Source organism: Candidatus Nealsonbacteria bacterium, assembly GCA_026396195.1.
Lineage (GTDB): Bacteria > Patescibacteriota > Minisyncoccia > Minisyncoccales > JAGGXC01 > JAPLXH01.
In genome coordinates this window covers 52,000-67,863 of sequence record JAPLXH010000005.1, presented here as the reverse complement: position 1 = coordinate 67,863, position 15,864 = coordinate 52,000, and the positions used below count along the sequence as shown (strand labels likewise).

Sequence of the window (15,864 nt, the reverse complement as noted above, 5' to 3'; positions counted from 1 at the left end):
GAGAGAGGAGGATAATATGGAGGAAAAAAAGATTTTTCCTGCAAAACCTCTCTCTGGTAAAATATAATATATCTTTTATTATATTTTTCGTCAAGCTAAAAAACCGCTGATGAGGCGATTTTGGGATGGAGATTTAAAATAAAAAAAGGCAGATTTTTATTTTCTGCTTTTAACCTGATCTTTTTTATCAAGTATTTTTTTTATCTTGTTTACTGTTTTTTGATCCATTTCGGGTATGTTTGATAATAAGTCCTGTGTTATAGTTTCCAGTTTTTTAAGATCAGAGAACTGCTTGGCTACCCCTAGAATTTCTTCCATTATTTTCCACTCATTAGATAAAAGATCTTTTATCTCTTCATCGCTGTGTGTTTTTAACCAGTTTGCTACTATGTCAATTCTTGTGTTACTCATCAAACGCAATGTATTCTTTGATTTTATTAAATTAGATATTATTCCTTCAAGCCTGCATAGATCTTCTATGTCTCTCAATATTTCTTGATCATCTTTTTTCATTTTTAAAGACCTCCTTTAAATTCCGCCAGAGAGGAGGGGGATATAAATAACGAAGGCAAACAACTATCTCCTTAAAAACCTCTCCCTGGCAAAATATAATTTATCGTAAATTGTTTCTTCTGTCAAATTAAAATCCCGATGCAATCGGGATGGGATGGAAATTTCGACGGAATTCAAAAAAGTTTAGTATAACTTTCTGAAAATATTTATTTGTAAACTGAATTAAATAATATAACAAAGAACGGACTAAGCTTTTCACCAGAATCTATCATCTCTTTTATTTCATTAATTGAAAAAAATTTTCCAGATTCTACCTCATTATCGTTAACCTTAATAGGACCATCGTATTCCAATTTATATAACTTAACGAATTCAGTTCGGTCAGTTTCTACAACCCTTTTTAAGATAAATTCTAATTCTGAAGTTTTTTTGATTACCCCTAATTCTTCTTTTAACTCTCGGACTGCTGTAGTTTCATAATCCTCTCCAGAATTAACAAATCCCGAAGCTGAACAATCCCAATGCAAAGGATATCTTATTTTATTTTTAGACCTTCTCTGAAGTAACAATTCTCTCTTAGAATTAAAAAGAAAAATTGAAATGGCTCTCGTTCTCTTGTCCGGCATTGAAAGCGCTTCTTCTTCTTTTATACGACCGATAACACTGTCGTTTTCGTCAACTATATCAATAAACAGATCTTCTGGCATAAAAATAATAAATTAAGATAAATAAATTTTAACTTTCTTTAATTCTACTAAAAAATCGCTCTTTAGGCGATTTTGGTATGGAGATTCCAAAAATAAAAAAAGCCCAGAAAATATTATTTCGGGCTATTCTTTTAAATCTTTTTTTAAGAACTTCATGATTCTCTTCATTTCCTTTATTTCTTTTCTTGTTTCTAGAAGTTTTTCAAAGCGTCCTTCTTCTTTTTCTCCCAAAGCAACTCTTTTTTCTCTTATTTTTAGAAGTTCTTTTATCAACATTCCTTCTTTTTTTTCTAAATCAGATGTTTTTCCTCTCACTATATCCGGATAAATATAAGCCCTAGCTTCTTGCGGAGTTATTCTGATTCTCTCATCATTAAAAGTGTAAAACACTTTTTTGTTCTTAAACAATGCTCTCTTCGCTGCTTCCCATTGAGTGATGCGGCTATCTCCTGTAAATCCTATATCAAGCTCTATAAAATCATCTTCTTCTTTTAGAATCTTAACCTCGACCATTTTTTACCCTCCTTCATCTTTTTACTTTAAATAATTAATTTGTCAATCAAAAAAATCGCTCTTTAGGCGATTTTGGGATGGAGATTTTGGAAATAAAAAAAGGCTTTAAAAAATAAGCCTTTTAGGTTCATTGCATGGCAAGTAAAAAGGTGTTTCAATCTTTTTTCTATTTACTTTGCAGTGTAAAGATACTGACCATTCAACGATTATCTCCTTCAGGAAACCTCTTTTAAAAGGGGGAAGCCAAAAATGAATAGTGGTAACCTTTACGAAACCTTCTTTCGGATCAATCCTTCCTGTTCTGTAAGTATCTTCAAGTAAGTCCGTCGCGTCGTAAAAGGATGCTAAATATGAAGTGGCGAGACTATACTTTTCTTTTAGCTCTAACGCTGCTTCTTGTACATTTGCTAATTCTTTTTCGTTCTTGAAGGTTGCTTCTGCGTTGAGATAGTCTCCCATAAGAACTACCGGATCAGATGACGACATATATTTCATCATTTTTTCTAATCTCTCTTTCACTTCAGAAAAAGATTTACCTTTAAAACGAACTCTGTCTCTCATCGTAAAAACAGGATATGCATCTCTCTCCAAGGAAGCAATTCCTATTTTCGAGTTTCCTGTTAAATCTTTTAAAGGTACGTTTAACATTTCTGCTGCTTTCTCTGCCAATCGGACATACTGTTTAACTACAGAGGGCCCTCCTTTTAATACTACCTTTTCCAACAAACCGCTGAAACCGACTATAATTTCTTTTCCTTCAACATATTGATCTTCCATAATCTATCACCATTTATACCATAACATAATAATTTATAATTTATCAAACTAAAAAACCCTTTGTCCGTCTGTAACTTTAGTGAAGAGGAGCCTGATTGGCGGTTGTTTTATTCGTATACTTTATGTTGTAATGTTTAGAAAAATTTTACTGATAATAAAAAAACGGTGCAAAATAAATTACACCGTAAATTTTTTAAAGAGAGCGTGTTGTATTTACATGCGCTACAGAAAATTTATATAAATTGTATGGTAATGGTACATTATATTTTCCTTCCATAAGCGGTGGATAATAACAAGACTGTATAAGGAAAGCTGCTATTTCTGTTGCGGCGTAGTCTATTCCTCCGGTAGTAATATCACAAGCCCAAGTTCCATTAGGCAAAATAATTGTTGTAGTGTTGTCCAAATAAGGCTTTGTCCGCCATCCGAAGTTTACATAGATATAAACTGCTACTCGCCAATCAGCTGGATTAACATGAGAAACTCGACCTCGAAGATAGTTATAACTTTGAGGATTCGGATTGTATTCAGAGCTAATAGGTGGCACATAAGTAAATTCTATAGTAGCATTCCATGGATCATTAAAAAGGTCGCTAATAACTTCTGTTCCGGTAGTTTCTGTCTTTTTTTCTGTACAACCGGTCGTCATAATTACCAAAACAATTATTATTAAGGTACTAAAAAACTTTCTTGCTTCTATTCTTCCTTTCAATTATATACCTCCTATTTATTTCTAATCTAAATTAATATTTTGTCAAACAAAAAACCGTCCCTCTGGCCGGTTTTTCAATTTACAATCTACAATTTACATTTTACCACTTCGGCTTCTCTCGGTGTCACCCTGAGCCCATCGAAGGGTGAAATTTTTTACATTCCCTCTTCCTTCAATTTCTCCAGCAATTCTTTTTGTTTTTTGGATAATCTTTTCGGGGTTTTAATTGCGAGAGTTATGTATAAATTTCCCCGGCCGTAACCTGAAAAATGAGGAATCCCCTTGCCTGAAATTTTAAAAACTTTTCCGGTTTCCGTTCCTTCGGGCACTCTTAACAAAATCTTCTTTCCCCCTTGTGGTGAGCCTGTCGAACCATCCAAAGTGGGAACCTCAACTTCAGCTCCCAAGGCTGCCTGGGAAAAGGAAATAGACTGGGAAACGTATAAATCATCTTCTTTTCTTTTAAAAACCGGGTGTTTTTTGACTAAAATCCGGATATATAAATCTCCTGCTTTTGCTCCCCGTTTGCCGGCGTCTCCCTTGCCTCTGACCTTAAGCTGCTGATTGGTATCAACCCCGGCCGGAATCGAAACTTTAATTTTTTCCCTTTCAAAAATCCTGCCCTCGCCTTGGCAAACATTACAGGGCTTGTCGGGCTTGGAACCGGCTCCCTTGCATTCAGGGCAAACAATATCCTGGGCAATGGTGCCTAGAATCGTTCTTCTTATCTGCTGGACTTGGCCCGTTCCCCTGCAGGAGAAACATTCATTAACTTTGGAACCGGGTTCCGCTCCCTTGCCTGCGCAACGGGAACAAATTGTGTTTTTTTCCAAAATAATTTCTTTTTCCGTTTCTTGCAAGGTGTCTTCCAAATTAATTTCCAATTCAACTTGGAAGTCCCGGCCGCGATTCAAATCTTTCCGGCTTCCGCCGCCACCGCCAAATCCTCCGCCAAAAAACTGCTCAAAAATATCACCAAAATCTCCAAATTCAAAATTAAATCCTTGCTCTCCTCCGCCATCAAAACCTTGTTGCTGCTGTTGCCATTGAGAAAAATCAAAACCGTTAAAACCGCCGCCTGGGCCCCCCTGAGGACCTCCTTGGTCAAAGGTTTGGCCAAACTGGTCATACTGAGCTCTTTTTTGCTTATCGGAAAGCACCTGATAGGCCTCGTTTATTTCTTTGAATTTATTTTCGTCTCCGCCTTTATCAGGATGATGTTTGTGAGCCAACTTGTAAAAAGCGCTTTTAATATCTTTGTCATTGGCGCTTCTCTCAACGCCCAAAATTTTGTAATAATCTTTCATATTTTTTAATCAATGATAATTGACTTGCTTTAAATATTTTCTTAAACTACTATAATAATATCATAAAAGGAGGAAGTAATCTTGAAACCCGAAAAGTCTGAACTTCAACAGCTCTTTGAAAAAAAATCAAACGGCGAAGAACTGACTGAAAAAGAAATAAGTCGTGCTATTGAACTTATCACTAACCACCCAGTTTTATCAGAAGAGAATTATTGCTGGGTTTGTGAAATGTTGTCCCCAAATAACGTTTCGAAGACTATTTTTGATATCGAGCTCTGCGAAGACCATGCTTATCATGCATTGTTCGTTCCCAAAAAATAATTATCTATCAATCAATGTGTGTCTCTCTACGAGACACTTTTTTATTTTCCGAAACGTTTTTACACCTCTTCCACTTCATCCAACGAAAAATTTAAAATATTGTCCAAGTCGTCAAAAATAAATTTGCCGTGAAATTTTTTTCCTTTCAAAAATAACGGCATCCAATGTTTATCATCCTGCCACATTTTGTTAAAAGGAATTTCATTAGTATTAAACCATTGAGGAATCATTTCATTGCTTTCAACGGGTTCGCCTAAAAAATCACTGGCTTTAAAAATATGCACCTCTAAATCATCTTCTTTTTTGTCCCAAATAAAATCGAGTATTCCCAATTGTTGAATGTTTTTAGCGGTAAGGCCGACTTCTTCCAATAATTCCCGCTTAGCGGCTTCTTCAATAGATTCCCCTTTTTCAACTTTTCCACCAAACCCATTCCATCTTCCTTGCCCAAAACCAATCTTTTTCATTCCAAGTAATACTTTGGGCTCTTGATGAACTATACAGAGAGTTAAAAGTTTTTTCATATTTTTTGTTCTCCTGAGTAAAAAAGGCGAGCTAATAAATCTTAAAGCAGCTTTCGGAGTCTCGCCAGCATGGTCCGCGTCAAACGCGGTAGCGAGACGAGAACGCAGATTCCAAAATCTCGCTGGGATTTTGAGAATCGATGCTTTAAGATTTCGTTAGCGAGTATTAGCGAACGAGCGTGTCCATAAAAATTAATTTCCGAACACTCTATTTTTCTTTATACTGTCCCTCTTCAGGTCCTTTTTTCTCTTCGGGTTTTTGGTCCGGAGCTTTTTTATACATTTCAGCGCCGATTTTCTGAATGGCCTGGGATAAATTTGAAATTTTATCATTTATTGCAGCGGCGTCCTCTCCGTCTTTAATTTTTTTCAAGTCATCAACTTTTTCCTGAATTTCTTTGGCTATCTCGGAAGAAACCTTGTCTTTATTTTCCCTTAAGGTTTTTTCAGAAACATAAATTATATTATCGGCCTGGTTTTTCAACCCGATTAATTCCTGTTTCTTTTTGTCTTCTTCAGCGTGCAATTCCGCTTCTCTTTTCATTTTTTCAATTTCATCTTTTGAGATGCCAATTGAACTTTCAATCCTGATTGATTGGGCCTTGCCGGTGGCTTTGTCTTTAGCAGAAACGTTTAAAATGCCGTTGGCATCAATGTCAAAAACAACCTCAATCTGAGGAAGTCCTCTTGGTGAAGGCGGAATGCCGTCCAGCATAAACCTGCCAAGAGTTTTGTTATCTTTTGCCATTGGCCGTTCGCCCTGTAAAACATGAATTTCAACCGAGGTCTGGTTATCGGCAGCGGTGGAAAAAGTCTGAGTTTTAGCGGTGGGAACAGTGGTGTTTTTTTGAATTAAAACCGTGTTCACGCTTCCCAAAGTTTCAATTCCCAAAGATAAAGGAGTAACGTCCAAAAGCAAAACATCTCTCACCTCGCCCTGCAAAATTCCAGCTTCCACGGCAGCGCCAACTGCCACGACTTCATCGGGGTTAATGTCTATATAGGGTTCTTTTCCGAAAAATTTCTTTACTTCTTCCCTGATTTTCGGCATTCTGGTCTGGCCACCCACTAAAACTATTTCTTCTATTTCCGAGGTTTTCATTTTTGCTTCCTCAATAAGAGTTCTTGTCATTAACTCAATTGACCTATCAATATAATTTTTAACCAAGTTTTCAAGCTGAGCTCTGGTCATTTTGTAATAAAGGTGTTTGGGGCCGGCAGCATCAGAAGTAACGAAAGGAAGATTAATTTCCGTTTCCATGGTAGTAGACAATTCTATTTTGGCTTTCTCGGAAGCTTCTTTTAATCTCTGCAAGGCCAGTTCATCTTTAGATAAGTCAATGCCGTTGTCTTTTTTAAATTGGTCAACCAGCCAGTCCATTATTTTCTGGTCAAAGTCGTCTCCGCCCAAATGAGTGTCTCCGCCGGTGGCGATAACTTCTATCGTGTCTCCGCCCACGTTCAAAATGGAAATATCAAAAGTACCTCCGCCAAAATCATAAACCACTATCTGTTCGTTTTTCTTTTTGCTTAAACCGTAAGCCAAAGCAGCGGCTGTCGGTTCGTTGATAACCCGTCTGACTTTAAATCCGGCGATTTCTCCGGCCACTTTAGTGGCTTTTCTCTGGGAATCGTCAAAATAAGCCGGACAGGTAATGATGGCTTCCTCAACTTTGTCTCCCAATTTTTCTTCGGCGTCTCTTTTTATTTTTTGTAAAATCATCGCTGAAATCTCGGCGGGTTTGTACCACTTGTCTCCCATTTTTACATCTACTCCTTCGTCGTCAGTTGATTTCCTGATTTCATAAGGCAGGAGTTTTTTGTCCCGTTGAACTTCAGGGTCTGAATACTTTCGGCCGATTAATCTCTTAATTGAATAAATCGTGTTTCTGGGATTTGTAATTTGCTGGCGTTTGGCAGTCACTCCGACCAGTCTTTCGCCGTTTTTAGCAATTGAAACCACCGAAGGGGTTGTTCTGGCGCCTTCGTGATTTTCAATGATTTTCGGCTCGCCATTTTCTATCGCGGCCACGGCCGAATAAGTTGTTCCCAGATCGATACCTATTATTTTTGGCATGGTTTTGTTTAATTAGATTTATTTATATTATATTATTTGATTGTTTTGACCTTAGCGACTCGCAATAATTTATCTTCGAATAAATAACCTTTTTGCGTTTCTTCTATTATAGTGCCTGATTCCTTGTCTTTCATTTCCACCTCGCCTACGATTTCATGAAGGTTCAGGTCCACTTTCTTTCCGACTGATTCTATTTCTTTTATTCCCTGATTTTTCAAAAAGTCCTGTATTTGTTTTTTTATCTGTAAAAGGCCCTTAAAATACTGGTTATCCTGAAAGTCTTTAGGTGTTTCTTTTTCCGCTTTCTCAAAGTTGTCCAATATCGGAAGAAAAGTCAAAATCAGTTCCGCGCCGCCGTATTTTAAAATTTCTTTCATTCTGGCGATTTCCTCTTTCTTATAGTTTATGAAATCAGCCTGAGAGCGCTGCCAGCCCTTCAAATAATCGTCTCTTTTTTTCTCGCATTCTTCCATCTGTTTCTTTAAATCCTCAGAATCTTTTTTTTCCTCGCCCGCCGTAGCTTTAGCGAAGGAGGGCTCCTCCGTTTTACTTTCACCAAAAACTAACTTTTTGTTTCTTTGTTTATCCATATTTTTATAATTCCTTAAAAATTTGGTTAACTAAATTAATAATGGAAATGTTTTTATTATAATTCATCCGTTTGGGGCCAACAATGGCGAATATTCCCTTGTTTTTTGAGTCAGGGAACCGAAACCCAGAAACCACGATGCTGAAATCATCATTTTTCAAAAAAGGCGTTTCTCTTCCGATAAAAACACCCAATTCATCGGAAAAGTTAGAAGTTATGCCTTCAATGTTTCTCTCAAAAGAATCTATTATTTTGGTAAACCTCAGCACAAAATCGGTTTCCTTAAATTCCGGTTCCGCAAAAACATCGTCCCAGCCCTCTTTCCAAAAAAAATCTTCGTTTAAAATATAACTTAGGGCCAGATTTGAAGAGTTGTCAGCCATTATTTTTGTCGCTTTCTGGACGAACCTAAAAGAGTTGTCTTTTTTTCCTTTGCACTCCCTCTCAATATCCATTTTCTTTTTTTCGTCAAATTCGGGAAGCCCTTTTTCAAAAATTTGGTTAACAAAAAATCTGTAACCCTTGTCGGTCGGAATCCGGCCGGCTGAAGTGTGGGGCTGTAAAAGATATCCCAAATCACTTAAGGCCTGCATCTCGTTTCTAAGGGTAGCTGTAGAAAGATTAAAATTATACTTCTCGTCTAAAACCTGCGAGCTGACAGGGACAGCTAAATGGATGTATTCCTTAATTATGCCGTTTAAAATTTTTTCCTGGCGCTTGGTCATTTTCATATATCTCCATTTTATAGATTATCACTCGCTTGTCAAGAGTGCTAATTAAACGGTACGTTTAAAAAACAAAAAAAACCTTATAGGTTTTGTTTTTAAAAAAAGAAAAAAGAGAAGGATAGAGAGTTTTATTGAGAGACGTTTATTGATTCTTTAGGGACGAATATCCTAGAAGCGTTTTATGGACGAATACTTTGAAGCTGAAATTCTCACCGAGGGTCAATACCAGTTTCACGACTTCCACTATTTTTTCCAGTGGAATTTTTGTCTCAGGTATCTCTTCTGAGTCGGTAGCGGTAAGAGATTTATTAAGAATAAATCTTCCGCCATTTTTATCATTAGAGACAAAGTAATACCATTCCGGTATTTCCTTGAGTTTTCCCCGCTCGCTCAGGACGAAAAAGTCGGTTATTAAAATCTTTTTCTTTTGATAAACCTGTTCCAGCAGACGGATAATTGCCATGATCATATCAGCTTCTTCCGGCGAGACCTTTCTGAAATCAAAGTATATTTGACATCCTTCTTCGCTTTTCTGGATAGCGAGTATTGCTCCTTTGGATCTGGCTGCTTTATTAAAAGCCGGATTATCAGATTCTCCCGCGATAAAAAAATCTTTTTTACCAAGGAAGATAATCCAAGCCCTTTCAAGTTCCTGCAGCGCTTTCTGGAAGTCACTTTCACTTTTTGAGATTAAGTGAATCAATTCTTTGGCGAACTTTACGGCTTCTTCTTTACCTCTGATTGCCTTTTCAGCAGTCAAAATTTCTACCAGATCAAAAGGTCGTTGGAACTTTTCGTTTTGTCGCTCGAAATACCGTCTTACCTCATAACCGAGGAAATCGTATCTTTTAAAGTCTTGATACAATTCTTTTGCAAACTGATGGTCTCTGGCCAAGTTTTTTCTCTGAAATTCCATTGCATCATCGATTAGTCTAAGCCCTATTTTTAGTTTTTCTTCATCGGCAAGGCTATTATTGTGCGCTAATCTTTTTATGATATCGCCTATGGAAAGAATTTTAGTTTCTCCCCGAAGATCATTCGCTTTGACTATTTCCAGAAATTTCTGATTGATCGGGTCTTTATCAAGACCGAACTTCTTAGCTACCATGCTGGCGGCAGTTTCTTGGAACCTTAACTGATGATGGTCTAGTTCTCCTTGTCCGCGGTCGATTAAAACCACGTTTCCCAGTTTATCCAACTTCTCGTCTCCACCCTTTAAAAACATCACCTGATGTTTGTTTTTAATTTGTGGATTGGCTTCGAAAAAAAACCAGATCCCCGCATCGGCATCCAAATCCGGATTTGTGTGCGTCCCTACGATAACACTTTCGTTGTCTAATCCATTCATTCTTTCGCGCTCCTTTTCTTTTCGTTCTTTCTAAAAATTCACTTTTTTTCGCCTCATCGGGTAGGCCTTTTAATTCCGCCCGAATCGTTGTTTTCCAAAGAAGAAAAACCCCGTTTCTCTTCTACTATTCCTTCTCTTTTTATTATTTAAAGGAACTGCTGACTCTTCTTTCAACCAACAAAAAAATTGTTTATTGAATGAAAGAAAAGCCTGTTTCGGTCGACTTTGGCACAGGGCCTGCATCGACCTAAGGCTTATCCTGTGAAGTTTTAACAATCACAAGACGTCTTGATTATAACATTTCAAATATAATTTGTCAATAGAGATACATGTTTATTAATATAAAAGAAAAAGAGATGATTTTAATTGAACCACCTCTCTTGTTTTTTATTATTTATGTCAGAAAACAAATGCTTTTTCTGCTGTTGCCGGAGTAACCCAGCCAGAGATAAAAAGATTGTTTCCCCGCGAAAACAGAGCCGGACAATCACCTTGTTCATCAGTCAGCTTTATGGGCCGATTCAAAAGAGTCTTGTCGGGCAATTTCTCACCATCGAAAAGTCTTAATTCGTTAAGTTTGATGGGAAGAACTGCTTCCAAATAAATACAGGTACTCACCTCGGCTATTTTAGCATCAATCGTCACTGCAATGTTTTCTATTTTTGATTCTTGCCCGTTTAATCTTATTACTATATTGCGGACATCGCCTTTGGCCAGTGACAACTCTTTGACTGATAACGGAATCATATTTCCCGGAGTTAATGATCCCTCTTTCTGCCAGGCCTTAACGTTTTCCATCATTTCGTTGATTGAATTGGAAAAATTATAGATTTTTCCTTCCTGATCTGTAATCAACACCTCTTCGGCGCATTCCCGGGACATAAGGATTCTCGGATTCAATAACTCTTCTCTGGACCTGGAACAACCGCCGGGAAGCAACCAGCCTTTCGGGTAAATATCTCTATGGGCGCTGTAAAGATATCTTTTGCCTTCGATTACCAAAATTAAAGCGGTGTCGCCGGCAAAGATCTCAAGGGGATATTCTTTGGTAGCTACTGTTATTTTTTGGACGTCAGAGTTCCTCCACTTCTCAAGCTGTTCAGCCAACCAAGGGGAAGCGGTTTTGAAATGCTCTCTTCGATCTCGAGAGGATATTAAAACTTCCATCTCGTCGTTTAATTCCACGAAAATAGTAGGTTCCGGATTTCTTTCCAGCCAAGCATTTGAACATCTGATGGTTAACAAATCGGTTCTTCCTTCAGCTATTTCTTTTAATTTTTTAAACAACTTTTATGCCTCCTAATTTTTTATAATCATATTTTAACACAAACATAAAAAAAAACAAGCCCAATGGCTTTAAAATCGCTATTCCTTGTAAAAAGTGGGCACTGCAGGATTTGAACCTACGACCTCTTCGATGTGAACGAAGCGCTCTGCCGCTGAGCTAAGTGCCCGATTTTTTAGTTTATCATTTTAAAAAGAAAAAAGAAGGGATTTTTTTATTTCCCTTCTCGATATTTTTTGCTAGGCAAAAATTCGGCTAACCTGGTGCCCTTTATGGATTTAATCTTTTCCATAATCATTTTTGACATTTCTTTACGGTTTTTTCCTTTAATTTTCAGTAAAAAGTCGCACTCTCCCAAAACGGGATTCGTCTCCAAAATTTCCGGAATCTTTACAAGCTTTTTAAATATTTCTTTTTCTTGACCAAGTCTCACTGTTAATAAAACAAAGCCTATCGGCAAATTCTCACCTCCTTTTTATCTTTGGAACTAATTTATTTATACTAAAAATTAAAAATTCGTCAATGGCTTTTATTAAATTTGATATACCGGACGCAGTCCGTTATAATAGAAAAAGAACGATATAATAAACCATGCAAATTTTCGAATTTCATTTTAACCCCAAAAAGAAAGAAGGCCTAGTCTTTGACAGTTTTGTTTACGAACCGGAAAATATTTACGAACAAAAACTGGGAAATCTTTATATGGTAGGAGAACTCACCAATGCTCTTCCCCAGAATTATCAATTTTTAAGCAATCTGGCTTTAACGATAAAAAACAGTTTTTACCACATCTCAGCGAAATCAGCGGCTGAATCTTCTTTAAGAAACAGTTTGAAAGAAGCCAATAAGTTTCTGGAAAACCAGGAAAAAAATGGAAACGTTGACTGGCTGGGAAATTTAAATTTTGCCCAGATAAGCTTAAAGGATTTTAATTTAAACTTCACTAAAGTTGGGGATATTAAGGTAATTTTATGCCGGGAACGGAAAATAATGGATATCGGGAAAGAACTGGAAAGAAGTTTTTCGGAATCTTATCCTTTAAAAATATTTTCTAAAATTATTTCGGGGAAACTGGCTCAGCAAGATAAAATAATAATTTTAACTAAAGAGGCTTATGAACTTTTCTCAAAAGAAGATTTTTTCTCGGAAATTATATTGGTTTTTGAAAAAAATCTGCCCCAAAAAGCGATAGAAGAAGAAATAAAAAAGGTTTTAAACAAAAAAAGAGGGTTATTGTCTGAGATTTCCGGCGTTTTTATTTTAATATCCTTGGATTCCGCTCAGAATGTAACAGTTAACGTAAGGGAACCCGTTGTTTCAAAAAAGAAAATTGATTTTAAGCTGCCCGCTTTCGGGGATTTGATAAAAGTAAAAAACATAAAAGAATTATCAGGAAGAACTAAAAATATTTTAGAAAAATTATTTTTTTACTTAAAAAAAATCTTCGATTTAAAGAAAACGTTGGATTTAAAAAGAATAAAATCTGTCGGGATTTATTTAAAAGAAAAAATAAAAAATATCCGTCCTAAAATCAGGATTAAGCTTCCCGAAAAAATATCCTTTTTAAGGGTTTTCAGTTCCAAAAAAATATTGTTAATAATTTTTATTTTAATATTGATGGCGGGTTCTGGAATGTATTTGTCCGAAAAAAACAAACAAAAAGAGATAATAAAATTCCAAGGAATACTGGAACAAATCAAACAAAAAGCAAGTGAGGCGGAAAACGCCTTAATCTACCGGGACGAAAAAAAATCGAACCTGCTTTACCAAGAAGCCTGGAAAGAGATATCCGGTTATCTTTCGTCAAAAAATCCTCTTGAAAAAGAATTTTTTGAAGTAAAAAATTCAATAGAAAAAGAGCTTTTTGCTTTAAACAAAACAATCCAAAACCCGAATTTAAATCCTGTTTTTGACTTTGAGGGCAAAAACTTCTCTCCCCAAAAAATACTTTTAGCAGGCTTGAATCTCTATTTTATAAATAACTCATCAAATAAGGTTTACAGTTTTAATCTAAAACAAAAAAGCAATGATTTTGTCGAAATTCCGGAAACCGTAAAACTCGGGGCGATTTTGAAGGACTTTCCAATTTTATTGTCAAATAACAATAAATTAATTTATTTAAACAAAAAAGAAAAAATTGCTCCGCAAACCATTGAGAACCCCTATCCTGATTTTAATTTTATTGATTTTGCGATTTTCGGCTCTAATTTATATTTCTTAGAATCAAACAAAAAAGAAATTATAAAGTTCAGCTTCAAAGAATCGGAAAATAAAATTTCCGGAGAAGCTTGGCTGAGCCCCGAAACAAAAAAACCGGCGAACGCTCCCCTTTCAATGGCAATCGACGGTTCTCTCTGGCTTTTAAACGAAAATCAAACTATTTCAAAATATTATAAAGGAGAAGCGCAGGAAGATATTAATTTGGATTTTTTCCCTTATATAGAAAAACCGGCTAAAATTTTCACCCAAGCCGAGTTTTCTTATCTTTATATTTTGACCCAAGCTCAAAACCGAATCGTTGTTTTAGATAAAAAAGGAGTGCTTTTAAAGCAATACAAATTTGATGATTTAAATGATATCAAGGATTTTATTATTTCTAAAGACGAAAAAACCGCTTATTTGATAAACGGCTTAAAAGTTCTTGAGTTTAAACTTTAAAAAAATCACGCCCTTGTTTTTCCTTTTTTTAATTTCCTGATGTTCGTTGAAAAAAGATTTTTCATTCTCAGAAGAAAGCTTACTTTTTCTCCCCTTGGCAAGGCGTTTCTTTTTTTTATTTCTTCTAAAATTTCTCCGGCAGAAAAACAATCTTTTGAAATTTCCAAAAAAGCCTTGCCTATAAAACTTGCTTCGTGAGCATCAGAACCTGCCGTAAATGGCAGGTTAAATTTTTTAACAAGCCCAAGGGCCTTTTTATTAGCCCAATCTTGAGCGCTGGCGTTTAAAACTTCTACTGCGAAAAATAGATCTTTGTTTTCAATTACAAATTTCTCTAAATTACCCTTAAAGTTTTTAGGCCAAGCAAAGGGATGAGCGATTATTGCGATTCCCCCCAGCAGGTTTATCTTTTTTATTGTATCCCTTGCCGTAAAGCCGTTCGCAATATTTTCTTTGATGTTGAATCCGATGATATCCCCTTCTTTGCTGTTGATTTCAATGCAAGGAATCACTAAAATCGGCTTTTTAGAAGCGAAAGAAAGAGCTTTTGAAGCTCCTTCCGTTGTTCCATGGTCAACAATGCAAATACAATCAAAACCTTTTGAAATGGCGCTCAAAACCACCTCTTCGGGAGAATTTAGGGCATCGCAAGAAAAATTAGTATGGATGTGAAAATCTATTTTCACTTTTATTTAAGTTCAACTTTTGCTCCGGCAGTTTCTAATTTTTTCTTAATTTCTTCGGCTTCTTCTTTCTTGACGTTTTCTTTCACCACCTGAGCTGCTTTTTCGGCGGCATCAACCAAGTCTTTGGCTTCTTTCAATCCTTTCTGGGTAATATCTCTGATTGCTTTAATCACTTCTATCTTTTTTACTCCCACTTCTTTCAACTCTATGGTAAAAATTGATTTTTCTGATGCGCCTGAGGATTCTGCACTTCCGGCAGCTGTTGGCTGGGCAGCTATAATCTGAGGAGCTGCTGAAACGCCAAATTTTTTCTCTAAAACTTTTACCAGTTCCGCCAAGTCCAAAACCGAAAGAGTTTCTATCTCTTTTACCAAGCTTTTAAACTTTTCGGGAACATTTATTTTTTCTTCCTTTTCCGCCGTAGCTTCAGCGGGGGCGGATTTTTTTTCTTCTGTCATATTTTTTTTAATTATTTTTTAATTGCGCTTAACACGCAAATCAGACCTTTAATGTTTCCTTGTAAAACACAAGCAAAATTAGTAATGGGAGCTGCAATAGCTCCGACCAACCTGCCCAACAACTCTTCTTTGCCCGGAATTTTAGCTAATTCCGCAATCGTTTCCTTATCAATAATTTTTCCTTCAAAAAAACCTCCCAATATTTTAAGATTTTCTTTTTCTTTGGCAAAATTATAAGCAACTTTTGCCGCTGAAATTTCATCTTTAAAGCCGAAAATAAGCCCTATTTGTCCTTCCAACTTCTCAACCTTCTCGGACAAAGCCGAGTCCAGGTCTTTAAGGGCTATTCTAAATAAGGTCTTTTTAGATACCTTAAATAAAGAATTCACTTTTCTTAACTTTTTCCTGAAATCAAAAACATCTTTTACTTTCAGTCCCTTAAAATCAACAAAAATAATCGTTTTTTGCTGTTTGATTTTTTCTTTTAAGTCCTCAATAATTTCTTGTTTTTGTTTTTTTGTGATTGGCATGTTTTTTTTATAAATCAAAAAGTCTGCTCTCCGCAGACGAAAAATAGAATAAAAACATATATTCTTTTTCCTCGGCAGGTCTTATGAGCTTGTCGCAGAGCCTGCTGTCTACGGGATAATGCCATTATATA

At 36.2% G+C, this 15,864-nt stretch carries 18 protein-coding genes, 1 tRNA gene and 1 other annotated feature (1 of these 20 only partly in view); of the genes, 2 read left to right on the top strand and 17 right to left on the bottom strand.

Annotation, left to right across the window (positions count from 1 at the left end; translation table 11 throughout):
• Window positions 1–156: 156 nt before the first annotated feature.
• The 6 genes from NTU58_01415 to dnaJ all read right to left on the bottom strand — a co-directional run bounded on the left by NTU58_01415 (window position 157) and on the right by dnaJ (window position 4,529).
• A complete protein-coding gene (locus NTU58_01415) occupies window positions 157–513 on the bottom strand; it encodes a hypothetical protein (protein ID MCX6764344.1) in 357 nt (118 codons plus the stop codon).
• Window positions 514–719: 206 nt separating this feature from the next.
• Window positions 720–1,220, bottom strand: a complete 501-nt coding sequence (locus tag NTU58_01410; protein ID MCX6764343.1) for an NUDIX domain-containing protein — start codon at window positions 1,218–1,220, stop codon at window positions 720–722.
• 123 nt (window positions 1,221–1,343) lie between these two features.
• On the bottom strand, window positions 1,344–1,733 hold the full coding sequence (locus NTU58_01405) for a hypothetical protein (GenBank protein MCX6764342.1): 390 nt from the start codon (window positions 1,731–1,733) through the stop codon (window positions 1,344–1,346).
• Between the two features lie 105 nt (window positions 1,734–1,838).
• Window positions 1,839–2,510: a hypothetical protein gene (locus NTU58_01400; GenBank protein MCX6764341.1), complete on the bottom strand. Its 672-nt coding sequence runs from the start codon at window positions 2,508–2,510 to the stop codon at window positions 1,839–1,841.
• A 193-nt stretch (window positions 2,511–2,703) separates the two neighbouring features.
• Window positions 2,704–3,222 carry a hypothetical protein gene (locus NTU58_01395; protein ID MCX6764340.1) on the bottom strand — a complete coding sequence of 173 codons (519 nt, stop codon included), beginning with the start codon at window positions 3,220–3,222 and terminating at the stop codon, window positions 2,704–2,706.
• 155 nt (window positions 3,223–3,377) lie between these two features.
• The gene (gene dnaJ / locus NTU58_01390; protein MCX6764339.1) at window positions 3,378–4,529 is read right to left on the bottom strand and encodes a molecular chaperone DnaJ; all 1,152 of its coding nucleotides are present in this window, start codon (window positions 4,527–4,529) and stop codon (window positions 3,378–3,380) included.
• A gap of 81 nt (window positions 4,530–4,610) precedes the next feature.
• On the opposite strand from dnaJ, the gene NTU58_01385 reads away from it, so the two are divergent.
• A complete protein-coding gene (locus NTU58_01385) occupies window positions 4,611–4,850 on the top strand; it encodes a hypothetical protein (protein MCX6764338.1) in 240 nt (79 codons plus the stop codon).
• A gap of 59 nt (window positions 4,851–4,909) precedes the next feature.
• On the opposite strand, the gene NTU58_01380 is transcribed toward NTU58_01385, so the two are convergent.
• From NTU58_01380 to NTU58_01345, 8 genes are all read right to left on the bottom strand, one after another.
• Entirely contained in the window at window positions 4,910–5,374 is a 465-nt protein-coding gene (locus tag NTU58_01380; GenBank protein MCX6764337.1) for an 8-oxo-dGTP diphosphatase, read from the bottom strand.
• A gap of 208 nt (window positions 5,375–5,582) precedes the next feature.
• On the bottom strand, window positions 5,583–7,451 hold the full coding sequence (gene dnaK, locus NTU58_01375) for a molecular chaperone DnaK (GenBank protein ID MCX6764336.1): 1,869 nt from the start codon (window positions 7,449–7,451) through the stop codon (window positions 5,583–5,585).
• Window positions 7,452–7,483: 32 nt separating this feature from the next.
• Window positions 7,484–8,041 carry a nucleotide exchange factor GrpE gene (locus NTU58_01370; protein MCX6764335.1) on the bottom strand — a complete coding sequence of 186 codons (558 nt, stop codon included), beginning with the start codon at window positions 8,039–8,041 and terminating at the stop codon, window positions 7,484–7,486.
• A 4-nt stretch (window positions 8,042–8,045) separates the two neighbouring features.
• Entirely contained in the window at window positions 8,046–8,771 is a 726-nt protein-coding gene (locus NTU58_01365; protein MCX6764334.1) for a hypothetical protein, read from the bottom strand.
• A gap of 139 nt (window positions 8,772–8,910) precedes the next feature.
• Complete coding sequence (locus NTU58_01360; protein ID MCX6764333.1) at window positions 8,911–10,116, bottom strand: hypothetical protein; 1,206 nt, start codon at window positions 10,114–10,116, stop codon at window positions 8,911–8,913.
• A gap of 399 nt (window positions 10,117–10,515) precedes the next feature.
• On the bottom strand, window positions 10,516–11,403 hold the full coding sequence (locus tag NTU58_01355; GenBank protein ID MCX6764332.1) for a hypothetical protein: 888 nt from the start codon (window positions 11,401–11,403) through the stop codon (window positions 10,516–10,518).
• Window positions 11,404–11,498: 95 nt separating this feature from the next.
• Window positions 11,499–11,570, bottom strand: a tRNA-Val gene (locus NTU58_01350).
• A 45-nt stretch (window positions 11,571–11,615) separates the two neighbouring features.
• Window positions 11,616–11,861: an Lrp/AsnC ligand binding domain-containing protein gene (locus NTU58_01345; GenBank protein ID MCX6764331.1), complete on the bottom strand. Its 246-nt coding sequence runs from the start codon at window positions 11,859–11,861 to the stop codon at window positions 11,616–11,618.
• A 131-nt stretch (window positions 11,862–11,992) separates the two neighbouring features.
• Between NTU58_01345 and NTU58_01340 the strand changes: the two genes are divergently transcribed.
• A complete protein-coding gene (locus NTU58_01340; protein MCX6764330.1) occupies window positions 11,993–14,059 on the top strand; it encodes a hypothetical protein in 2,067 nt (688 codons plus the stop codon).
• Between the two features lie 5 nt (window positions 14,060–14,064).
• Here NTU58_01340 and NTU58_01335 read toward each other — a convergent pair whose 3' ends face one another.
• From NTU58_01335 to rplJ, 3 genes are read right to left on the bottom strand one after another with little or no spacing between them, the layout of a single operon-like run.
• On the bottom strand, window positions 14,065–14,745 hold the full coding sequence (locus NTU58_01335) for a PHP domain-containing protein (protein ID MCX6764329.1): 681 nt from the start codon (window positions 14,743–14,745) through the stop codon (window positions 14,065–14,067).
• Window positions 14,746–14,747: 2 nt separating this feature from the next.
• Entirely contained in the window at window positions 14,748–15,203 is a 456-nt protein-coding gene (rplL, locus tag NTU58_01330; protein MCX6764328.1) for a 50S ribosomal protein L7/L12, read from the bottom strand.
• Between the two features lie 11 nt (window positions 15,204–15,214).
• A complete protein-coding gene (gene rplJ / locus NTU58_01325; protein MCX6764327.1) occupies window positions 15,215–15,733 on the bottom strand; it encodes a 50S ribosomal protein L10 in 519 nt (172 codons plus the stop codon).
• A 7-nt stretch (window positions 15,734–15,740) separates the two neighbouring features.
• Window positions 15,741–15,864, bottom strand: a sequence feature (ribosomal protein L10 leader region); it runs 1 nt beyond the window's last position.